The 20,972-nt window shown below is 62.7% G+C and carries 25 protein-coding genes; 7 read left to right on the top strand and 18 right to left on the bottom strand.

What is annotated here, in order from left to right; translation table 11 throughout:
- Positions 1-44 precede the first annotated feature (44 nt).
- The gene (locus NKH30_RS04505; protein ID WP_352994382.1) at positions 45-1,025 is read left to right on the top strand and encodes a quinone oxidoreductase family protein; all 981 of its coding nucleotides are present in this window, start codon (positions 45-47) and stop codon (positions 1,023-1,025) included.
- Positions 1,026-1,074: 49 nt separating this feature from the next.
- Here the strand turns inward: NKH30_RS04505 and NKH30_RS04500 are convergent, their stop codons facing one another.
- The 5 genes from NKH30_RS04500 to NKH30_RS04480 form a co-directional block, all read right to left on the bottom strand.
- Positions 1,075-1,665, bottom strand: coding sequence for an HAD family acid phosphatase (locus tag NKH30_RS04500; RefSeq protein WP_352994380.1), 591 nt, complete (start codon positions 1,663-1,665; stop codon positions 1,075-1,077).
- 369 nt (positions 1,666-2,034) lie between these two features.
- Positions 2,035-2,469, bottom strand: a complete 435-nt coding sequence (locus NKH30_RS04495) for an FKBP-type peptidyl-prolyl cis-trans isomerase (RefSeq protein WP_352450461.1) — start codon at positions 2,467-2,469, stop codon at positions 2,035-2,037.
- A gap of 234 nt (positions 2,470-2,703) precedes the next feature.
- Positions 2,704-3,429, bottom strand: coding sequence for an SDR family oxidoreductase (locus tag NKH30_RS04490; protein WP_352541043.1), 726 nt, complete (start codon positions 3,427-3,429; stop codon positions 2,704-2,706).
- Between the two features lie 34 nt (positions 3,430-3,463).
- A complete protein-coding gene (locus NKH30_RS04485) occupies positions 3,464-3,949 on the bottom strand; it encodes a VOC family protein (protein ID WP_352683522.1) in 486 nt (161 codons plus the stop codon).
- Between the two features lie 72 nt (positions 3,950-4,021).
- Complete coding sequence (locus tag NKH30_RS04480; RefSeq protein ID WP_352541045.1) at positions 4,022-4,207, bottom strand: DUF1127 domain-containing protein; 186 nt, start codon at positions 4,205-4,207, stop codon at positions 4,022-4,024.
- Between the two features lie 204 nt (positions 4,208-4,411).
- Between NKH30_RS04480 and gcvA the strand changes: the two genes are divergently transcribed.
- Positions 4,412-5,305, top strand: coding sequence for a transcriptional regulator GcvA (gene gcvA / locus NKH30_RS04475; RefSeq protein ID WP_352541046.1), 894 nt, complete (start codon positions 4,412-4,414; stop codon positions 5,303-5,305).
- 42 nt (positions 5,306-5,347) lie between these two features.
- Here the strand turns inward: gcvA and NKH30_RS04470 are convergent, their stop codons facing one another.
- From NKH30_RS04470 to NKH30_RS04450, 5 genes are all read right to left on the bottom strand, one after another.
- The gene (locus NKH30_RS04470) at positions 5,348-6,127 is read right to left on the bottom strand and encodes a class I SAM-dependent methyltransferase (protein ID WP_352541047.1); all 780 of its coding nucleotides are present in this window, start codon (positions 6,125-6,127) and stop codon (positions 5,348-5,350) included.
- An 83-nt stretch (positions 6,128-6,210) separates the two neighbouring features.
- Positions 6,211-6,684 carry a VOC family protein gene (locus tag NKH30_RS04465; RefSeq protein WP_352541103.1) on the bottom strand — a complete coding sequence of 158 codons (474 nt, stop codon included), beginning with the start codon at positions 6,682-6,684 and terminating at the stop codon, positions 6,211-6,213.
- A gap of 247 nt (positions 6,685-6,931) precedes the next feature.
- Positions 6,932-8,929 (bottom strand): ABC transporter ATP-binding protein/permease, encoded by a 1,998-nt coding sequence (locus tag NKH30_RS04460; protein WP_352541048.1) that lies wholly within the window; start codon positions 8,927-8,929, stop codon positions 6,932-6,934.
- 573 nt (positions 8,930-9,502) lie between these two features.
- Positions 9,503-9,991 carry an SRPBCC family protein gene (locus NKH30_RS04455; protein WP_352541049.1) on the bottom strand — a complete coding sequence of 163 codons (489 nt, stop codon included), beginning with the start codon at positions 9,989-9,991 and terminating at the stop codon, positions 9,503-9,505.
- Positions 9,988-10,305, bottom strand: a complete 318-nt coding sequence (locus NKH30_RS04450) for an ArsR/SmtB family transcription factor (protein ID WP_352541104.1) — start codon at positions 10,303-10,305, stop codon at positions 9,988-9,990. Before NKH30_RS04450 ends, NKH30_RS04455 begins: the two co-directional genes overlap by 4 nt.
- Before the next feature lie 195 nt (positions 10,306-10,500).
- Here NKH30_RS04450 and NKH30_RS04445 point away from each other — a divergent pair, with 195 nt between their 5' ends.
- Positions 10,501-10,791, top strand: a complete 291-nt coding sequence (locus tag NKH30_RS04445) for a hypothetical protein (RefSeq protein WP_352450454.1) — start codon at positions 10,501-10,503, stop codon at positions 10,789-10,791.
- A gap of 52 nt (positions 10,792-10,843) precedes the next feature.
- On the opposite strand, the gene NKH30_RS04440 is transcribed toward NKH30_RS04445, so the two are convergent.
- On the bottom strand, positions 10,844-11,137 hold the full coding sequence (locus tag NKH30_RS04440) for a hypothetical protein (protein ID WP_352541050.1): 294 nt from the start codon (positions 11,135-11,137) through the stop codon (positions 10,844-10,846).
- A gap of 178 nt (positions 11,138-11,315) precedes the next feature.
- Here NKH30_RS04440 and NKH30_RS04435 point away from each other — a divergent pair, with 178 nt between their 5' ends.
- Entirely contained in the window at positions 11,316-11,576 is a 261-nt protein-coding gene (locus tag NKH30_RS04435) for an NAD(+)--rifampin ADP-ribosyltransferase (RefSeq protein WP_352994376.1), read from the top strand.
- A gap of 119 nt (positions 11,577-11,695) precedes the next feature.
- Here NKH30_RS04435 and NKH30_RS04430 read toward each other — a convergent pair whose 3' ends face one another.
- The 3 genes from NKH30_RS04430 to NKH30_RS04420 all read right to left on the bottom strand — a co-directional run bounded on the left by NKH30_RS04430 (position 11,696) and on the right by NKH30_RS04420 (position 14,821).
- The gene (locus tag NKH30_RS04430; RefSeq protein ID WP_352994373.1) at positions 11,696-12,433 is read right to left on the bottom strand and encodes a class I SAM-dependent DNA methyltransferase; all 738 of its coding nucleotides are present in this window, start codon (positions 12,431-12,433) and stop codon (positions 11,696-11,698) included.
- Positions 12,434-12,509: 76 nt separating this feature from the next.
- Complete coding sequence (locus NKH30_RS04425) at positions 12,510-13,820, bottom strand: hemolysin family protein (protein WP_352541053.1); 1,311 nt, start codon at positions 13,818-13,820, stop codon at positions 12,510-12,512.
- Between the two features lie 59 nt (positions 13,821-13,879).
- Entirely contained in the window at positions 13,880-14,821 is a 942-nt protein-coding gene (locus NKH30_RS04420) for a LysR family transcriptional regulator (RefSeq protein WP_352541054.1), read from the bottom strand.
- A gap of 127 nt (positions 14,822-14,948) precedes the next feature.
- Here NKH30_RS04420 and NKH30_RS04415 point away from each other — a divergent pair, with 127 nt between their 5' ends.
- Complete coding sequence (locus tag NKH30_RS04415; RefSeq protein ID WP_352541055.1) at positions 14,949-15,968, top strand: zinc-dependent alcohol dehydrogenase family protein; 1,020 nt, start codon at positions 14,949-14,951, stop codon at positions 15,966-15,968.
- Between the two features lie 47 nt (positions 15,969-16,015).
- On the opposite strand, the gene NKH30_RS04410 is transcribed toward NKH30_RS04415, so the two are convergent.
- From NKH30_RS04410 to NKH30_RS04395, 4 genes are all read right to left on the bottom strand, one after another.
- Positions 16,016-16,723, bottom strand: coding sequence for an LssY C-terminal domain-containing protein (locus NKH30_RS04410; protein WP_352541056.1), 708 nt, complete (start codon positions 16,721-16,723; stop codon positions 16,016-16,018).
- 66 nt (positions 16,724-16,789) lie between these two features.
- Entirely contained in the window at positions 16,790-17,659 is an 870-nt protein-coding gene (locus NKH30_RS04405) for an extensin-like domain-containing protein (RefSeq protein WP_352541057.1), read from the bottom strand.
- 116 nt (positions 17,660-17,775) lie between these two features.
- Positions 17,776-18,708, bottom strand: a complete 933-nt coding sequence (locus NKH30_RS04400; protein WP_352541058.1) for an extensin-like domain-containing protein — start codon at positions 18,706-18,708, stop codon at positions 17,776-17,778.
- Between the two features lie 112 nt (positions 18,709-18,820).
- Positions 18,821-19,246 carry a DUF3775 domain-containing protein gene (locus tag NKH30_RS04395; protein ID WP_023678354.1) on the bottom strand — a complete coding sequence of 142 codons (426 nt, stop codon included), beginning with the start codon at positions 19,244-19,246 and terminating at the stop codon, positions 18,821-18,823.
- Positions 19,247-19,482: 236 nt separating this feature from the next.
- On the opposite strand from NKH30_RS04395, the gene NKH30_RS04390 reads away from it, so the two are divergent.
- Positions 19,483-20,040, top strand: a complete 558-nt coding sequence (locus NKH30_RS04390; RefSeq protein ID WP_352541060.1) for a tetratricopeptide repeat protein — start codon at positions 19,483-19,485, stop codon at positions 20,038-20,040.
- 328 nt (positions 20,041-20,368) lie between these two features.
- On the top strand, positions 20,369-20,842 hold the full coding sequence (gene greA, locus NKH30_RS04385; protein ID WP_023719113.1) for a transcription elongation factor GreA: 474 nt from the start codon (positions 20,369-20,371) through the stop codon (positions 20,840-20,842).
- The last annotated feature ends 130 nt before the right edge of the window (positions 20,843-20,972 follow it).

The following is a 20,972-nucleotide window of genomic DNA, read 5'->3' as shown; positions in this document are numbered from 1 at the left end:
TAGTGGCAAACAGCGGCCGATGCCAACAGCTATCGGTGCATGCGATGAGAGCCATTCAACTGAGCCGCTTCGGCGGGCCCGACGTTCTCGACATAGTCACGGTGCCGAAGCCTGAGCCGCAAGCCGGCGAGGTCCTGGTCCGCGTTCATGCGGCCGGGGTGAATTTCTTCGAAGTGCTGATGCGCGCGGATCGCTATGCGGTGACGCCGCAACTGCCGATGATCCCTGGCGTCGAGGCCGCCGGGATCGTGGAGGCGCTTGGGCAGGGGGTGGACGCTTCCTTGCTCGGCACGCGCGTCGCCGCGCCGTTGTTCGCCTCGAGCCGCCCGTTTGGCGGCTATGCCGAGTATGTGACGATCGACGCAAGCCTGGCCGTGCCCTTGCCGGATTCGCTCTCGTTCGAAAACGCGACGGCATTGATGGTGCAAGGACTGACGGCATTGTATCTATCGCGGCAAAGCCCGCCCGCCGGCAGATCGGTGCTGGTCGCCGCTGCCGCGGGCGGCGTCGGTTCGTTGCTCGTCCAGCTTGCCAAGCGCGCCGGCGCAGGCCGTGTCATCGCGGCAGCCGGCAGCAAGGCCAAGCTCGACCTTGCTTTGTCGCTGGGAGCCGATGCTGCCGTCGACTACAGCAACACGGATTGGCCGGTGCACGTCCGGGCGGCGACAGACGGCGCCGGCGTTGACATCATCTACGACATTGTCGGCGGCCCGCTGACGGCGGTTGCGCTGGAGGCTCTGGCACCTCGCGGAGAGTTGGTGTTTGCAGCACTCGGCAGATACGCGCTCGGCGCCCCGGAGATGGAGGCGATGATCGGCCGCAACCAGTCGCTGAAGGGTTTTGCCCTGCTGCCGTTGCTGTCTACGGACGGGCTCCGTGACGGCCTTTTGGAGCTGTTCGATCTGGCCGCTGGTGGTCAGCTTGTGGTGACCAAAGGTGGCCGCTTCCCGCTCGACCAGGCCAGCCACGCACATCGCCTGCTGGACGAGCGCGGCGCGACCGGCAAAGTCGTCTTGATACCTTAGTAGGTGCTCGGCAAGGAGCCGAGGATCCGGGCTTGTGCCGTTCCGGCCGTCAGCGAACCCGGTAGAACGGATTAGGCAGCAGGAACAGCTTCTCGGCATGCCCACCGAACAGGTCGGATGGCTGGTCACCGACATTGGCAATTATCGTGTAGCCGGCCTTTTCGATTTCGGCCCTTATGGGTGCCTTGAAATCTGCGGCGGAGCCGTATTTGGCCCCAGGCTGGACCATGTAAAGGTGCTCGTAGCCGACATAGCCGGCCGACTGCAGGTTCTGTTCGGTTGCCTGACGCTGGTCCTCCGGACGTCCGGTGATGAAGAACACCGCGACTTTCGCCGTTCGCGCCTGCCGGAAAACCTCCAGCACCGGGTCGATCGCCGGATCCTTCGCAAGCTGATCCCAGGCGGCCCAGCCACAGGGACCGTCGATTGCGATGTCGCAGGCGCCGCCGATAGGGCGGCCGAAATTGTCACGTGTGATCACTTCCCAGTTGGCCAAAGCCGTCTCGTCGATATCGAGCACCAGTGCGGGGCGAGGCACCTCCATTGCGCGTTTGATGACCCAGTCGCCTGCCTGCTTCGCCACAGTGGCCAGGTCGCGGTCATAGTCGCCGGAATCATGATAATTGGCAGCCGCCAGCATCGCATCGCCGACATTGGCTGGCTGGGACGGGCTTGTGAGAAGGAGCGAGTCGGAACGTGCCGGCGCAGGAACATTTGTGCCAATCATCAGCACGATTGCCCCGACACGCGCAATTCTATTCCAGCCAATCGCCCGCATCACGGGACTTTGCGGTCACGGGAAGTCGGCTGTCAAGCGAGGTCTTCCACAGGTCCTCGAGACCGCGACGCTGAATTGGACATTCCAGATGCCGAATGTCTCTATGGGTTGCTGCACGCTACACGATTTCCGCCGTCGCGGTCTTTGCCTCCGAACAGGTGACGCACCGCCGGAACCGCCGGTCGAAATGCGTCACCCGAAAATCATGGCCGTCACGCGCTTTGCCGTGCCCTACGCCGCCTGAACGATCTCGACCAGTTCAACGTCGAACACCAGATCGCGCCCGGCCAACGGATGATTGCCGTCGAGCTTGACGCTGGTGTCGTCCACGCCGACGACTGTTACCGGCATCGGGCGCCCTTCCGGGGTTCTGACCTGCAATCGAGCGCCGATATCGACATTGATGTTGTCTGGTACGCGGGCGCGGTCGACGGTCATGACCGCTTCGGGGCGGTGGGGGCCATAGGCGGCGTCGGCGGGAATGGTGACGGTGCTTTTCGCGCCCACCTCCATACCCTCGACATGGGTTTCGAGACCGGCGATCACTTGTCCTTCACCCAACGTGAATTGCAGCGGTTCGTTGCCGGAAGAATCGAACTGAGTGCCGTCTGCCAGGCGTCCATTGTAATTGATGCGCACGGTGTCGCCATTCTTGGCCTGTGTCATGATAGCCATCCTTTGAAAGTTTCGAGGGGCCGGCCAAAGCTCACGGTCCCGTCCTCGATCATCCACGCACTTAGGTGCGCGGCGCGAAACGCTAAAACTAGGGACCTGGCTGCCGATGTAAACCCCGATTGAGCGACGCCGGCATGACCCGCCGGCGTTCGTCGCCTTCGGCAGCAGTGCACCGGTCTAGCAGTCATGCCGGCTCAGCCCATCCAGGCGGCGTGCAAATGGCGGCTAGATCAGGTTATGGCCGCCATCGATGCGGATCGTCTCGCCGGTCGTGAAGTCGCTTTCCATGAGGTAGAGGTAGGCGGCGGCGACATCCGCAGCGGTCGGAATTTTTCTCGATGGCAACCGGGCAGCCATGTCGGCAAAGAAGCTGGATTTGGCTTCTCCAACAATGTCCCACATCGGTGTGTCGACCCATCCGGGCGACACGACATTGACGCGCGTCGGGGCCAGTTCGAGCGCCAGGGCGCGGGCGAAGTAGCTGAATGAACCGGCAATCGCGGAGACGACCGAGCCTCCCGGCACCGGCGGCCGATCCTTATTTATTCCCGAGGTGAAGGTCATCGAGCCGCCGGCTTTCAGGGTGCGCACAGCATGCTTGGAGAGCATGACGGCGCCAATCAGCTTGTTATCGACGAAGCCTCGCACAGCCTCCATGTCGGTACTGCCGATGGGATCGCCGGGCGGCAGTGTTCCGGCGGTCGATACGAGGTGATCGAAGGGACCGACCTCGTTGAACAGGCGAGCGACGTCCGCTTCGTCGGTCATGTCGGCGACCACGCTGGTCACGCGGCCCGCATTGAGCGTCCGTTCGGCAGCCAGCAGTTTCTCGGGCGAGCGTCCGACGATCACGACCTTCGCTCCGCCGTTGAGAGCAGCTTCCGCGACGCCGAGACCGATGCCGGAACTACCGCCGACGACGATGACTTTCCTGTCCACGAGCGATGTCATGAGGGTTCTCCGTTCGTTGCGATTGCGGTGAGGGTCAGGCCTTGCCGGCATAGGCGGCTTCGAGGTCGGCGATGATGATCTTGCGCATCCCGTACATCGCCTGCCGGACGCGGTTGGCCTTTTCGCGGTCCGGATCGGCACCGAGCCGCGGCAGGATTTCCGGGATGACCTGCCAGTAGACGCCGTATCTGTCGGTGAGCCAGCCGCAGGGTTGTGCCCTGCCGCCGCCGGCGGTGAGCGCCTCATAGTAGTAGTCGGTCTCGGCTTGGTCCCTGGTCTCGATGTAGAGCGAGAGCCGCTCGTTGAAAGGCGGCTGCGGCCCGGCGTTGAGCGCTGTAAGGTGCAGTCCTTCGAGCTCGAAATCGAAGGTGGCATGCGGGACCGTCTTGTTGGTTCCGGACACCCAGTCGGTGTATTCGATGGTCTGGAGCGCTTTGCTGTTCTTGAAGACCGAGAGATAGAAATCGCGGGCTTGCTCCGCGTCGGTGTTGAACCAGAGGAATGGGTGGATGGTGGCCATGTCCGTTCTCCATTAATTCCTTGCGACAGCGATCTTTTGCGAAGAGCCTGTCCGCTGTTGCTTTCGTTCAGGCTAGCGGTGGTCCGACGGCCGATAGACCGAGCCGTCCCAGTCGCGGGCAAATCCGAGGTCTTCGAGCCGGCGGGTAGAGAAGCGTGCAATCTGCCGCCCGGTCCGGCGCCGGCTGCTCGAGGCGAGGATGCGGCCGGCCATGCCGGTCAGGACGTCGACGATGGCTTCAACTCGTTTGGCGTTCATGGTGCTCTCCCAGAGTGGCGGCAGTTTTGGTTTCAGCAGTTGCCCCGCGACTTTTGTCAGCGAGAGTATCAGTCACATCAAATCGCCTTTTGAAGCGGCGGTGAATGACTGACTACGCGAGCAAACATGCAGTGTTCCGGCCTGGACGACAAACGACTTATCGGCGACAATGTGTGAGCATTGCTCACACATAGGTCTCGGTCCATGCCCCGGAAGCTGCCTCCCCTCACCACCTTGCCGAGCTTCGAAGCGGCGGCGCGCCTGTTGAGTTTCTCCAAGGCGGCAGAGGAACTTCATGTCACCCACGGTGCGATCAGCCGGGCGATCAAGAATCTTGAGGATCAGCTCGGTGTGCAGCTGTTCGAGCGCGGTACGCGTTCGGTGAGTCTGACAGCCGTCGGCGAGCCCTATGCGCGGGCGGTGCGCGAGGCGCTCGCCCAGTTGGCCACCGCCACCGCTGCAGCAACAGCCCGCTATTCGAGCTCGACATTGAACGTCAGCACCTCCGATGGCTTCGCGGGAAGATGGCTGGTGCCACGCCTCTACCGCTTTCACCGTGCGCATGGCGACATCGATGTGCGGGTTTCGACGAGCGGGAAGCTGACCAACTTCCTCGGCGACGGCATCGATGTCGCCGTCCGTTATGGCAATGGAAACTATCCGGGGCTCACGTCAGAGTTCCTCACCGGCGAGGAGGTGTTTCCAGTGTGCAGCCCAAAGCTTCTTGAGGGTGCACATCCGCTCCGCACGCCTCAGGACCTCAAACACCACACGCTGATCCGTGACAGCTTTCCGATCGACTGGGCGACCTGGCTGGCTAGCGCCGGGGTCGAGGGCGTGGACCCGCAGAGCGGGATTACCTTCGACTCTGCCACCTTTGCCATGGAGTCGGCCGCACAAGGCGAGGGGGTGGTGCTCGGCCGGACCATGCTCGTTGCGGCCGACCTTGCCGCCGGGCGACTTGTCCGCCCCTTCGGCTACGCCCTGAAATCCCCCTCCAGCTTCTATTTCGTCTACCCGCCGGAGGCGATCCGTCAGCGCAAAGTCAAGGCTTTCAGGGATTGGCTGCTTTCAGAAGTCACGCCGCAAATGGACTGACGGGAAGGCCGAGAGAACAGGATCGTCTACATCGAGTGGTTACTATCGGCTCGCCCGAAACGCGGTGACGATCCAGGCACGCGAGTCGAAAAGCACACCGTCCGCGGTCAAATGCGCGTCGAGCAGATCGCGCAACTGCCGCAGCGCCGCGTCGACATCCACATCCGCGCGGGCGAGCGGATCCTTGACCAGTTGCAGGCCAAGCAAAGCGTCATAGGCCGCATCGATGTCTTGGCCGTAGAAGACCGGCTCATGCACTTCGGCAAAGTCGACCGAAACGAAACCGGATGCACGCAAGATCTCCGCGGTGATGGCGGGGTCGCCAAGCGAAAACGGGGTGGCGGCGCCCCCCGATATGGCGGTCCCCGGCGCAATCGCCCGCTGAATGGCAGTCGCCCACTCGTTGCGGCCCTCGCACTGCCATACCATCCACACAAGACGTGCCCCTGGTCGCAACGCCCGGGCGATGTTGGCGAACGCCGCCGCGGGGTCGGCAAAGAACATCACTCCAAACCGACTAATGCACAGATCGAAACCGGCGCGCGGAAATACCAGCAATTGCGCATCGCCGCGCTCAAAGGCGACGTTTCGCAATCCCTCTTTCGCGCTACACTTCCGGGCGATCTCGAGCATCTGCGCCGATACGTCCACGCCGAGCACGCTGCCTTCCACCGCGACACGGGCAGCATCACGAGAGGATTGTCCCGAACCGCATCCGATATCGAGCACGCGATCGCGCGTTCCCACCTTGACCGCAGCCCTGAAGACCTCGTTGTGCCGTCGCAGTTCGGCGTCGTAAAACGCAGCGCAGTTCAGCACCATCGCACGCCTGCCTGGAGATGATGGGCCGGCAGCATTTCCGGCCGCTCTGCCCTGATCTTTTCGCGTCGGGCCACCCGAAACTGTCAGCCGCGCCGCGCCGCCTCGATCGCTGCAACGTCGATTTTCTTCATCTCCATCATCGCCTCGAATGCGCGCTTTGCTTCATCGCCGCCGGCGGCCATCGCTTCGGTCAGCACGCGCGGCGTGATTTGCCAGGAGATGCCCCATTTGTCCTTGCACCAGCCGCAGGCACTTTCCTGGCCGCCATTGCCGACGATGGCGTTCCAATAGCGATCGGTCTCCTGCTGATCGTCGGTGGCGATCTGGAAGGAGAAGGCTTCGTTGTGCTTAAACGCGGGCCCGCCATTGAGGCCGAGACAGGGGATGCCGACGACCGTGAACTCGACCGTCAGCACGTCGCCGGCCTTGCCGGACGGGTAGTCGCTGGGAGCGCGGTGGACGGATTTCACCGAACTGTCGGGAAAAATCTCGGAATAGAAGCGGGCCGCAGCCTCGGCGTCCTTGTCGTACCAAAGGCAGATCGTGTTCTTGGCGATTGTCATTGCTGGTCCCTTTGCTTTCGAAATCAATCTGGGCTTTTGAAATCAACCCGGGTTGCATCGGCGTTGCACCGGACATGGAAATGCGCTCGTGCCATCGACGTTCCGACAGCAGCAGCTGCCCGGAATCAAGGTACCACGACTGCTGCTTTCAGGACCAGATGCGGGCAGTGACTCGAACCGGCGATGGTCCGCCTGATCCGACCGGCGGCCTCACTCTTTGCGTAGGGCAGCGCCGCTTTGCTCAAGGTCGCGCTGGCTTTCCGTTGGCGCGCCGTTGCCTCAGAAGGCGCATGAGCAAGTTCCGTCTGTCCTTGCGCGGGACGAGTTCGATATCGCTGACAAGTTTTGCGCCGCCCTTGTGCCGCTCCAATGTGATCTTGCGGCTGTGGAAGGCCTCCAGCTCGGCGCGGTGCGCTACGCTTATGATGGTGACCTTCGGCAATTCGCGAATAATCATCTCCATCATCTTGTCCTGGCTCTTCTCATCGAGTGCCGACGTTGCCTCGTCCAGCACGATGATATCGGGGCGGTGCAGCAGAAGACGCGCGAAGGCGAGGCGCTGCTTTTCGCCACCCGACAAGGTCTGGTCCCATGGCGCGTCCTCCTCGATCCGGTCGTTGAGGTAGTCGAGCCCCACCTTGTCGAGGGCAGCCTTGATCTTATCCAGCGTCCAGTTGTCGGCGGCGCCTGGATAGGCGACAGCGCGGCGAAGCGTCCCGGTCGGGATGTAGGGCCGTTGCGGCAACATGAACAACCGTCTGTCGGCGCGGATGTTGACGCTGCCGCTACCCCATGGCCACAGACCCGCGACGGCCCGCACCAGCGTACTCTTGCCCGAGCCGGATTCGCCGGCGACGAGCACCCGCTCGCCTGGTTCGATCACGACCTCGGTTTCCTTGACCACGGCGGTGCCGTCGTCGAGCGACACGGAGAGATTGTTCAGGCTGAGCATCGCATTGCCGCCGGTCTCGCCGCGCTTTATGCGTCCCAGCGTGTTGCTCTGTTCCGCCCGCTCGAGCCCGTCGAGCGACATCATCAGCGAAGCGATGCGTCGAGCACAGGCGTTCCAATCGGCGAGACGGGGATAGTTGTCGACCAGCCATCCGAACGCGCCCTGCACGATGGCAAAGGCCGAGGCAGCCTGCATGACCTGTCCAAGTGTCATGCTGCCTTCGAGGAACTTTGGAGCGCAAAGCAAGACCGGCACGACAGGCGCAAACAGGCTCGACCCCTGAGACACCAGCGCCGTGCGCATGTGCTGGCCTGCAAGGAGCGCCCATTGCCTGAGCACATGGGCAAATGTCTTGTCCATGCCGCTGCGCTCCTCCTCCTCGCCGCCGAGCAATGCGATGCTCTCGCCGTTTTCCCGCACGCGCGTCAGCGTGTAGCGGAACTCGGCTTCCGCCTGATTTTTTTCCTCGGAGAGGTGGACGAAATGACGGCCAATGACCGCCATCGAAGTGGACGTGATCGCGGAATAGAGCACCGCGGTGATGACCAGGAAGCCGGGAATGGTGACGGTCGAACCTGCAATCGTCAGGGTCAGGGCGCCGCCGATCGTCCACAGCACCACGATGAAGGTCGAGGCCGACAGAAATGCGACGATGACACCGGCGATGAAATCGACGGGCGATTCGGTGGCAATCCGCAAATCCTCGGCGATGCGGGCTTCGGGGTTGCTGTGATCGCCGCCGACGAGGTTCAGCTGATAGTAGCGGCCGCTTGCGAGCCAGCGCGCGATGACCGCGGTGGTGAGCCAGGAACGCCAGCGGCGCTGTATCCTCATGCGAAAGAAGACTTGTGCCACCACAAGGCTGGCGCTTCCGATCACGAGTGGCAGGAATACGGCGCTCAGCCAATATACGGTGTGGGCATTGCGTTGCTCAATGGCGTCGAAAATTGCGCGATTCCAGACATTGATCCCATACTGGAAGCCGACATTGGCGACGATCAGGACCAACAGCCCGATCGTCAACGGCCAGGCGACCCTGTCGCCACTGCCGCTCCAGTAACCGCGCGCGCTGATCCAGAAGCGCTTAAGCAGGTATCTCTTGCGCGCCCGCTCGGCCTCTTCAGGTGTCAGCTCAGGATCGGGTTCGGTGACATCCGGCGGCGGCGCGGGCTCGCCGACGACCTCTGACGCGACTTCGACAGTCGATTGTTTCTCGCGGCGCGACTTCTCGGCATCGCGCGTTCGGGCGCCGTCAACCGATTTCAGCTTAAATTTAGCCTCGGGCATCCGGCGATAACGGGTTAAAAATCAGAAGGTTTCATAGCGTCAGCCGCCGAGTCTCGCGAACTGTAGCCTCAAGAAGTGGCGCCAACGTCAGTTGAGTGCTGCCCATCCAGTCAAAACGATGAGGGCCAACGTGAGCAGCGCGCCAGAGACGTACAAGATCGTCCTGACACTACCCCCCTTGGCGGCGTTTCCACCACGCAGGTAGATTCCCAGGTGGAGGAGGCGTATCGCCAGGTGGGTCTAGACCAATGTCGCCAAACTGGCCGCTCCAACACCAACCATCATCGCTGGCACTGCGGGCACGATCAAGGGCGCCAGTGCCTCGACCGAATTCATGTGAACCCGGTCGATCCTATAGCGCCGGTTGTCGTCGTCTGCCGGGACTACCGGTCCTGCCAGCGCTCCTGCAAACCTCTGGACGAACCCGAGTAGACTGCCAACACTACCGATAGCAAACAGAGCGCGAGCACGCCGAGAAGACTTAACCAATAGACTTCCATGTTGTCTCCGCTCCCTGGAATCGCAGTGGACCAGACGGTGCTTGCGAGTCATGCTCGCAAGGGCGCGGACGGGTCAGGCCGCCACACCGGGGAAAAGGCCCTGGAACCGCCGCAGGTACAGCGGCCAGCCTTGATCGCTATCAACCCCCACGCGCACGCCCTCCCAGCCTTCGCCATGGCGCTCGAGATTCCGGTGCTCGATCTCGACCCGGGTCCGGTTCTCCGTCTCAGGCGTGAACCTGACTTCCCATTCGCTGGTTTTGTTCAGGTCGCTCTCAATCTGCCACCGAGGACTGATGTCCCAGCTCAGAACGAGCCGGCCGGGGGGATCGTAAGCCAACACACGAGCCCAGTGGCACTCGCTGCCGTCCACGCCGCGATCGTAAACGTGGCCCCCGACCCAGGGTTCGAAGATGGTCTCTGTGATCGGCACGGCAAGAAGATTGTGCTCGCGAGGTTTGAATTTCCCGAAATCCTCGGTGAAGACCTTGAAGGCACGCGCGATAGGTGCCTCGACAACGACGAAATGCCTTACGGGCGCGGTTGCAGCATGCTTGCTCATGGCTGGTCCTTCTTTGGATGCTCGACGGCCAGTTTGTAACCTGCCAGGGTCTTGCTCCAGAACTCATCGATTTCCGCGCGCAGACTTGCCAGGCCGTTCGGATCGATACGGTATATTCGTTCCTTGCCTGAGCGCGCGTCGGCCACGAGCCCGGCATCCTTGAGTACTTTCAAGTGCTGAGAGACCGCCGGCCTGGTTACAGGCAGCACACGAGCAAGTCCGTTGACCGAGCAAGGATGTTCGACCAACAGTTCGAATATCGTGCGCCTCGTCGAGTCTCCAAGCGCTGTCCAGTGTTTCGCGTTAGTGGCCACTAACGCGAACTTAAATCGATGGGCCTGCGCTGTCAACCTGGAGGGGTCGACGATGCGGAACCACAGCCCCGGTCGGACCCTGTCGGTTAACGGGAAAACTGTTGCTCGCGTTTTCGGAATTGCTCACGTGCCGTCGCTGGATTCCGGAACAAGGGTGCGATTTTGCCGTTGAGCCAGAAACTGGAAGCGACCCGCATGTCCGAATTGCCGAATGAAGAGATCGAAGGGCGGCTGAACGCCCAGCGCGAGACTCTGGCGCTGGTTGTTGCGCTGCTTGCCAGCAAGGATACGGCACCCGAGCGAATATGGGCCGAACTGGAGGCCCGTTTTCAGTTTCAGAACAGTCAGGAGGACCCTGGCGTCCTGCCAAGCCGCGCATTCGCCATCGAAGCTGCGAAGATGCGGGAGTTCAAGCTGATCGCCGAAGAGGCGCAGGCGCGCAATGCGGAATGGAACGGCAGGGACAAGCCACAGGGCGCCAGCTGAAACCCCGGAGAGTGGATGCAGGACCGGCTATTTTACGATGACTGAGCAAGCGTCAGCTTTGCTGCAAAAGTGTACGCGCCAACTCTTGCCATTCCTCGTCAAGCGTTAAGGTCGACGGCGCCGCGTTGCTGCGGCGATACCAATATTCCGCATTCGACTGGTCGCCTTCCTTGCGGTGGAGATAGGCGTGCACGTGCATGCCCGCCGTATCGTCGCGCTGCTGCGCGCACTCGTGCGCCTTAGCCCAATCGCCCTTTGCATCCCACCACAGCGCCTGCAGGGCAGGGCTCAAGCCGGCTGGCGGCTGTGGTTTCGCAATCGATTCCCTGAAGGCTTGCAGATCCATTTTCCACCTTAGCGACGGTGCAGGCGCCGATAATAACCGCGCCGGCAGCCGACCGCTAGCGCGCATCGGGCGGTATGGCCGGAATGGGTGTCGGCAGCGCTGAGCGCGGACGGCCGATAACCGCGCGGCCGGAGGCTTGATTCGATGGCGTGCATGAAATAGTGCGCGCTACGACACCATGATGCCTGGGACGACGAGGATGAGTAGCGAGCCGATGACAGCCTCCGACCAGCCGCGCCAATTCTACCACGGCACGCGGGCCGACCTTAAACCGGGAGACCTGATCGAAGCCGGCCACAGCGCCAACTACGGCGCGCGAAAGCAGGCAGCCTGGGTCTATCTAACCGGCACTCTGGATGATGGACCATCTCGAACGGCTGAGGGCACAAGGCATCGAGGCAATCGATTGATCGCTGAGTCCTGCGATTGCCAAGCTTGACCTGGCTGACGGTCGGCAGTCTCATTTCTGCGTCGCAGCCGCCGCAAAATACGGCTCCACGTCCGCAATGGGGCCGCGAGTTGTCGTTGCTTGCAGGGCTGGAGAGCGGATGCTCCTTTTCATCTGGCCGCGAACGTGATGATCTCTGGGCTCGAAGGGCCAAGTGGGCTGCCGTCAAAGTCGCCGAATTGCTGTTCGATCCGTAGCCCCGCGTTCCCCAGCAGGCTCGATAAGGCGTCCGTCTCGAGGAATCGCAAGGTGCTGCGACTAACTTGCGGAAGGCTCGGATGCTTTCCGCCGAACCTGTGGGTGAATGTCACCGTCTGTCCATCGAACGGCACGATCACCTCTGTTGTGATCTGCACCAGCGACCCGTCAGGCAGCTCAACGACGACCGCATTTTCGGGTGTCCAGTGCTCCCACGCCCGCACCGAAGGGTTCCGCGTTTCGAACGCGAAGCATCCGCCTGGGACAAGGGCGTGTCGGACAGCCGCCATGAAATCCCTCAGGTCTTCGTCGCTGACAAGGGCCTGGAATGCGTGCCCCGTCATCACAATGAGATCAAATTCGGCTGTCCAGCCGGCCGATTGGAGATCGCCGAGAACCCATTCGATATCCGCGCGCGTTCGTGCGCGATTCAACACGCCGGGTGCTGGGTCGATGCCGCAGAGCCGCCCTGAATGTCCGGCCAGGCGTGCCTCGTGAAGGAGGGTGCCCGTTCCACATCCGACATCAAGCACCGCGTCTGCTGTTAGAATGCGGGGCAGGTAGAAATCATAGTCGTCGCGCGCAGATCTCGGGTGCCAGGCATCGTAGACGGCAGCGAGATATGGGTCGGCGAAAAGGTGGTCGACCATAGGCGGTATTCCCAATCAACTTTGACTGTGCGAGCGGTGTCGCCGCGAGCATATAGCCCATAAGTAGCGTCGATCCTTAGCGCACGACCTCGCGGTGGCCGCCGGGCAGGCGGGTGGCGATGAGCTTGTCGATGCGGCGGCCGTCGAGGTCGACGACCTCGAAGCGCCAGCCTTGCGCGTCGACACATTCGCCGGTCGCCGGCAGATGGTGCAAATGCGACAGCACATAGCCGGCGACGGTTTCATAATCGCGGCTCTCAGGCAGGTCGATGCCGAGGACCTCTGCCATCTCGTCGGCCTGCATGTAGCCGGCGAGCAGCCATGAGCCGTCCTCGCGCTTGACGGCGTTTTCCTCTTCGCCGGCGTCGAGATCCGAACGGAAGACGCCGGTGATCGCTTCCAGAATGTCGGCCGGGGTGACGATGCCTTCGAAATGGCCGTACTCGTCATGCACCAGCGCCATCGGCACGTCGGATTCCTTCAGCGTCGCAAGCACGTCCAGCGCGTCGGCCTGGTCGTGCACGATCGGCGCAGCCCGCACGTGCCGGCGCGGGTCGAGAGCGCGGCCGCCGAGCATTGCGGCCAGCACGTCGCGGGTCTGGACGACGCCGATCATGGCGTCGACGCCGCCGTCGCCGGCCGGCAGGCGCGAATGCTGGGTGTCCATCAGCAGCTTCCTGATGGCCGCCTCGTCGGATTGCAGATTGATCCAGTCGACTTCGGTGCGCGGCGTCATCACCGCGCGCACGGCACGGTCGCCGAGCCGCATGACGCCGGCGATCATCCGCCGTTCGTCGGATTCAATGGTGCCGTGGTGCTCGGCTTCGGCGACCAGCATCTTGATCTCCTCGTCGGTGACCTTATCCTCGCTCTGACCGCGCTGGCCAAGCAGCCACAGGAGGGCGCGGCCGGAAAAATCGAGCAGGAAGACCAGCGGCGCCGAGACGCCGGCGAGGATGGTCATTGCCGGGGCAACCCTGACGGCGACCCGTTCGGGGTCGCGCAATGCGATCTGCTTGGGCACCAGTTCGCCGATGATCAGCGAGCCATAGGTGATGAGGGCGACGACGATGCCGACGCCGAGCGGATCGGCGAGGCTTTCGCGGATGCCGGCCGACGCCAGGGAGGTGGCCAGCCGCTCGCCGAGCGTGGCGCCGGAAAAGGCACCGGACAAGACGCCGACCAAAGTGATGCCGATCTGCACCGAGGACAGGAATTTTCCCGGATTGGCGCCGAGCGCCAGGGCCCGGCCGGCGCCCTTGACGTTGCGGTCGATCATCGTCTTGAGGCGCGCCGGCCGCGACGAGACGATGGCGAGCTCGGACATCGACAGAAGGCCGTTAATGCAGATGAGGACGACCACGATGGCAATTTCAGCATAAAGCATGCCGGGTCCATAGCATTGCCGCGCTGTTTTCGAAAATAGGACGGTCGCGCTTTTTAAATTTAGCGAGCCGGGCAATCAGGCGGCACTCCTGCCACATCCCAGGGCGGCGCGGCAAAATGCTCGATCAGGGCGTCGACGACGACGCGCACCTTTGGCGCGAGATTGCGTGTTACCGGCCAGATGGCATGCACCACGGTGTTTTCGACAAGACTGTCCGACAGAACCATTTCGAGCTCGCCGCGCCTGATGCTGTCGGCCGTCAGCCATGTCGGCAGATAGACGATGCCGCAGCCGGCCAGTACCGCATCGAGCATCGGTTCGCCGTGACCGAGCACCAGCCGCGCCTTGGGCGCGAATTTTTCGAGACGGCCGTCGGCGTGCCTGACGGTCCAGGGATGGACCGTGCCATCGCGGCCGTAGCCGATGAGGCTGTGCCTGGCCAGGTCCTCGATCGATTGCGGCCTGCCATGGGCGTCGAGATAGGCGGGGGCGGCGCAGACGCCCGAACGCTGGGCATAGATGCGGCGCGCGGCGAGCGACAAGCTGTCGTCGAGGTCGCCCATACGCACCGTCAGGTCGATGCCTTCCTCGATCAGGTCGACGCGCCGGTCGTTGAAGGAGATTTCCATCGTCAGATCCGGATATCTTTTGGAAATCTCGAACAGCACTGGGGCGACGCACCGGCGGCCGAAGGCCAGAGGCAGGTCGACACGAAGCCGGCCGGAAGGCACCTGCTTGCGGGAAGCGAGCAGCGACTGGGCGGCATCGATCTCGGCCAATGCCCTGACGCAGGCTTCGTAATAGCTCAGGCCCTCGCTGGTCGGGCTGAGGCTACGGGTGGTGCGGTTGAGCAGGCGAACGCCCAATCGCTGTTCCAGCTGCGCGATCGACTTGCCGACCGCCGATTTGGTGACATGCAGCCGCGCGCCGGCGCCGGTGAAGCTGCCGGCCTCCACCGCGTGAACGAATGCGACGATGCCTTGCAAATTGGCTGATTCCAATGAAGCGCCCCTATTGTAGAGTTTTGCTCCTTAATCTGTTGCAGAACATGCCACATGGAAGCACTTTTCTCCATAGTGAAACGGCGTAAATGTCTCGCGCAATCATCAACCACGGAGCGCGAACCAAATGAGCACCGAAAACAGATCCTGGCAGATGAACGGTTTCGGCCTGTCCAGGTTGAAGCCGGCTGATGGAAAGCTGCCCCAAGCCGGGCCGCATGATCTTCTGGTACGCGTCACTGCGGTATCGCTGAATTACAAGGACAGGATGATCGTCGATGGCGTGCTGATACCGGACCTCAGCTTTCCGTTCGTGCCGACATCGGACGCGGTAGGCGAAGTAGTCGCCATAGGCAGCGAAGTCAGCCGCTTCGGCATTGGGCAGCGCGTGCTCGGCCAGGTGATCGCCGACTGGCCGGACGGCGACGCCCCGCCGGTGCTGCACAAGCATACGCTTGGTTCGTCACTGCCCGGCATGCTGTCCGAGCATGTGCTTTTTGATGAGGATGCCGCCGTGGCGGCGCCGCCGTCGCTCAGCGACGTCGAGGCATCGACGCTGCCGATTGCGGCGCTGACGGCGTGGTTCGCGCTGGTCGAGGCGGCCAAGCCGATCCCGGGCGAAACCGTTCTCATCCAGGGCACCGGCGGCGTGTCGCTGTTTGCGCTGCAATTTGCCGCCGCCTTCGGCCTGCGCGCCATCGTCACCTCGAGCAGCGACGAGAAGCTCGAACGGGCGAAGGCGCTCGGCGCCTGGCAAGGGATAAACTATCGCAGCCGGCCGGCATGGGACGAGGCCGCGCGTGAGCTGACAAACGGCGCCGGCGTCAGCCACGTGCTGGAAATGGTCGGCGGCGACAATGCGCGACGCTCGCTCAACGCGCTGGGCGCCGACGGCCGGCTTTCGGTGATCGGCCTTCTCGGCAGCATGGAACTCAATTTTCCGGTCCTGCCGTTCATACGCAACCGGATCGTCGTACAAGGCATATCGATCGGCCACCGCCGCGCTTTCGAGCGAATGAACCAGGCGATCGAGACGCTCGCGATCAAGCCGGTGATCGACAAGGTGTTTGGCTTCGACGAGGTGCCGCAGGCATTTGAGCGTCTGGAGACAGGACCGTTCGGCAAGATCGTGATCACCGTGCCCTGAGCCCGTCGGGACGAAATGGCTGTCAGACGGGAAGGCCGATTGCGCGCCTACGGCAGTTGCAACAGGACCCCGATGATGGCCCTGCCGTCGGTGAAATAGGGATCGCCTTCGCCGTTGCGCCCGGTCTTCGTGGCGCCGACGCCTGGTATCTCGCTGGTCGAGATCAGCATGCCGGCGGCGGAGAGGTCGTGCATCAGCCCGTCGCGCTCGGCGTCGACGTCGGGGCCGATATGATGGGTGATCGCGCCGGTGTCATGGCTGAGGCCGACGCCCCGGTCGAAGCTTGCCGAGCCGAGCCAGAGCGGCCGGCCGTCGTCTCCGGTCGCATGGGTCTGCCAGAAGCGGACGTGGTGGCGCCGGTCGGCGCTGTCGCCGACCGGCTTTTCGAAGGCTAGGTCCTGGGCGCGGCCTTCGAACAAAAGCCGGCTGACCGGCGCGTCGGGATAGGGGCGGTTGAACAGCACGCTTTCGCCGATCTCGATCGCGGTCTTCAGCGTGATGGCGTCTGCCGTATCCCAGCCGGCGACGGCAAAAGCATGGACAACCTCCTTCTTGGTGCCGACAAGGCCGACATTGATCGGATCGCCCGGAATGCCTTGCGGCGTGTGCGTCACCATCTCGAATTGCTGATTGCGAAAATTGCGGTCCCGTAACGTCCAGAACTCAGGCGCGGCGAAATAGGCGAGCGAAAGATAGGCGGCACAGCATGCCACCAGCCAGGTCGTTGCACGTCGTCGAAGGCTCCGTTGGCTCAAGAGGCACCACCCAAGCGTCTGCGCACCATCTTAACCGGCGCAGCAAGTCTTGGGCAGGGGCTGCAATCAGCGGCAGGCGCGATAGCCGTTCTTGCGGTTCTTGATGTCGAAATGGAAATGGTTGCGGTGGTCGTAGTTATAGCCGGGGCCGAGCACGGTGGTGAAATACTGGCAGCCGTCGGCGCGCACATTGTTGAGGAAGCCGCGCGTGCGGAAGGCGAACAGGCCGGGCTTGCGGACGTCGATGTCGTCGCCATTGTTAAGCTCGATGCTCATCACGTCGAGCGCATTGCCCTTGCCGTGTTCCGACAAAACACCTTCGCCGGCAATCCTGCGGCAGGAATAGCTCGAGCCCTGGTGGATGGTCTTGACGCCTGAGAAATAGCGCCAGCGGGCCGACGGCACGAGTTCGTTCCTGGTCCAGCCGGCAAAGCTGGCGGCCATGTCGCAGGTCAGCGTCGCGGCCGGCTTCATCTCGACGCTGCCGATGGCCGAGACCTTGACCGGATAGTCGATGCCGCACTGGCCTTCATGGATCGGCGCAACATCGGTGTAGACGACGCCGAGGCGTTTCAATTCCTTGCGGCAATCGATCTCTGTGGCCGGCATCTGTTCGGCCGGCGACATCGGGTTGTCCAGGCGCGGATAGGCGGCGGTCATATAGGGGTTGGACGGGACGAGACGCTGCATACCCGAATATTGCGGCCCGGAATCTTGCGCGCCGGAATATTGCGGGTCGGAATATTGCGGGTCGGAATTGGGCGGGACGGCAGCGGTCTGGCTGCCGATATCGACGGCCGGCTGCAGCGACAGCACGCTGCCGGTATTGCAGGCCGAGACCGCCGCCACGGCAAGCAGGGCGGCAAGCCTGCCGGCTATGCGCGCGCATTCTGTGTGCCGCGCAGCGGCAAGCGCAGCGCGAAATAGCCCGGCCATCGGAAGGGTTCCTGTCCCCAGATGGCACAGACTCTAAACCTGAAGAGTAAAGGAAAAATCAGCGGCGCTGTTCACGCCTGCGGCCAAATTGCGGCGCCCATTACCGGCGGCCGGCGTCATTGGCAAAACGTGCCGCCATTGCGGCGCGGCTCGAGATCGAAATGGAGATGCAGCGAATGATCGGCATCGCTGCCGGGACCAAGCACGGTCTTGAACGGTCCGCAGGCCGCCTTGCGCACTGCGTTCAGGAATTTCGCGTCCTTTTCCGGCGGCGTTGGCCCGACATCGATCTCTTTGCCGTCGGAAAGCGTGAAGCTGGCGATGTCGAGCGCGTTGCCGAAGGCGTGCTCCGACAGTTTGCCGCCGGCGTGGCGCGGCCGGCAGACGAAGGCGGAGGCCTGGCCGATCGATTTGACATCCATGCCGAACTCGGCCTTTGCGGCAGGCTGAATGACCGAAGCAGCAAAGCGGGCGGCCGCTTCCGCCATCTGGCAATTGAGCTCTGGGTCCGGGCCGATGGCGATGGATTTGCCGAGCGTCTTCAGCACGATCGGGTAGGGGATCGAGCAACCGACCGCCGTATCATGCTCGGGCTTGCGCTCCTCGAAATCGACGCCCATCGACTTCAGCCGCCTGCGGCAGGCCAACTCCTCCGGCGGCATTTCTTTCCCGGCAATGGCGACCGATCGAGGATCTGGAAGGATTTTTTGCTCGGCCTTCTCGTCTGCCTCGGCCGGGTTTGGTGGCGCGACCGATGGGTTTGCCGGCGGCTCGGCCTGCGCCGGCTTTTCAGGCGGCTGCGGTGCGATCGCCGGTGGCTCCGGCTGCTCGGTCTTGGACTGGCCATTTTGGGGCTGATCGTTTTGAGGCTGACCGTTTTTGGGCCGCTCAGCCTCCGGAGCGGGGCGTGGTTCGGGGACCGGGATCTCGGTTGGCGATGGCGATGTGGCTTCCCGGTTGAGCTGGGGAACCGGTGCGGTTTGCGGTAGTTCGGGCGCCTTGGGTAATGCAGGTCCCGCCAGCAGCGACGCCATCGCAACGGCGAGCATCAGTCTGCACAATCTGGAAAACCCGAACGCCGCCATCAGCTCGCAACGGCCAGGATGCAGGGAAGTTGCCTTGGACGAAGGTTCGAGGCGATCACAATCGGTAACCGCGCCGTCACGCGCCGATCGCTTCCAGGCCTTCCTCGAGCCAGTCCGCCAGCAGCGGCATGCCGAGCAGATATTTTGCCGTGCGCTTGTTGGCGCGCTCGCGGGCGGCGGACAGCGCGTCCGTCCATTCCGTCGCGTCATAGTCGCCGCGGCCGACCCAGGCCAACGCAATCAGTTCGGCCGCTTCGTCGACATTGAGATCGTCGATCAGCTCGCGCAATTCTTCTTCGGTGAGATCTTCGGAGCTTTCCTCGGCAAGGCCGTCATGATGGTGGTTGTCGTGCGCGTTGCCGTCGAGCTCTACCTCGTGCTCGGCGCCGTCGGCATAGTCTTCGTTGACGGCGGCGCTGAGCGCCTTCGCCTTCAGGATGAACAGGCGCACGGTGTCGGGACCGATCGAAAGCTCCCAGTCTCGTTCAACGCGTTGCTGCACCGGCCGTCTCCCTGCTTCGTGCTCGGTCGGCCCGATGATAGCGGATTTGCAGCGCTCGTCACGTTATCTTGCGCGGCGGCGTTGATCGTGAGCATGATTTCCGATGCCCTCTCTTCCCGGGATAAGATGGCCTTGCTGGGAGAGATCGCGGTTTTGAGATAGGATGGCATTTTCCGGGGACGAAACGGCTTCGGCCCGGCGTTAGTGTTGCATTGTCAGGTTCAAAGGAGAGTGTAATGCGCAGACGATTGCTGATTTACGCCATGGCCATTGCCGCCCTGCCGCTGATTGCGGCTCCGGCGTTTTCGGCTGGTGAAGGCGGGGGAGGTGGTGGCGGCGGCGGCGGCAATGGCGGCGGCGGCCAGAGCCAGTGCAAGAAGGGGCAGGCCTGGGACAAGAAGCAGAAGAAATGTGTCTCGCCGAAGCAAGGCATGTTGGATGACGACAGCATCTATGATGCCGGTCGCGCGCTGGCGATGGATGGACGCTACGACGAGGCGATCGCCGTGCTCAGCCTCGCCGCCAACAAGCAGGACCCGCGCATCCTCAACTATCTCGGCTATTCGCACCGCCATTCCGGCCGCGTCACCGTCGGCCTCGGCTATTACGAGGAAGCGCTGCGCATCGACCCGAACTACACGCTGGTGCGCGAATATCTCGGCGAGGCGCACCTGCAGATCGGCGATCTTGCTGGCGCCCAGGAACAGCTCCGCGAAATCGAGAAGCGCACGGGCAAGGGATCTCGCGAATACGGTATGCTGTCGGAGCAGATCGATCATTTCATGAGGAGCTGATCCTCCGGAACGCTGCTCATAACCGGCTGTGAGCGATCGCAGCCGGTTTTTTGCTGTGCTGCACATGTTGGCCACAACCGAGATTTGGCATCACGGTACACGATACGATCTTGGAAACCCCCGCTTGACATGGGGTCAGCCGTGCAATCGGTGGATGATTTTTCAAAAACCGACTTTTTGGACGTGAAAAACCCGCGAAGATTGCTATATCTTGCGAAATTGTGGTGAGACGGTTCCGTTAGCCCGAGGCTGCCGGACCGTTTTCTTTTTGTACCATCGACAAGGTCGCTCCCGATTGCGGGGGCGGCGGCAGGAAAGGTCAGGCATTATGAACAAGGTCCCGATGACAGGCGAGGGGTTCGCGTCATTGAAGGAAGAACTGCGCTGGCGCCAGCAACAGGAGCGGCCGCGTATCATCGAGGCGATTTCCGAAGCGCGCTCGCATGGCGACCTCTCCGAAAATGCCGAATATCACGCGGCAAAAGAGGCACAGAGCCTCAATGAGGGCCGGGTCAACGAACTCGAGGACCTGATCGCGCGGGCCGAGGTGATCGACGTCACCAAGCTTAGCGGCGACAAGGTCAAGTTCGGCGCCACCGTGGTGCTGGTCGACGAGGATACCGAGGAGAAAAAGACCTACCAGATTGTCGGCGACCAGGAAGCGGACGTGAAATCCGGCCGCATCTCGATCTCCTCGCCGATCGCCCGCGCCCTGATCGGCAAGGAAGTCGGCGACGCCATCGAGGTCAACGCACCGGGCGGCGCCAGGGGCTACGAGATCGTCCAGGTGCAATTTATCTAGGGGATTGGCGCTGCTCTGCCTTCTCCCCCTGTGGGAGAAGGTGGCCTCGCGAAGCGAGGTCGGATGAGGGGTGTTCCAGCTGGCTCCCTCCGCACTCCGTCCAACACCCCTCATCCGTCTCGGCGCTTCG

Origin of the sequence: Mesorhizobium sp. M1273 (genome assembly GCF_040318195.1) — a bacterium.
Taxonomy (GTDB): Bacteria; Pseudomonadota; Alphaproteobacteria; order Rhizobiales; family Rhizobiaceae; genus Mesorhizobium.
Note: the sequence above shows the minus strand (reverse complement) of the source record. Positions and strands in the feature narration are given on the sequence as shown.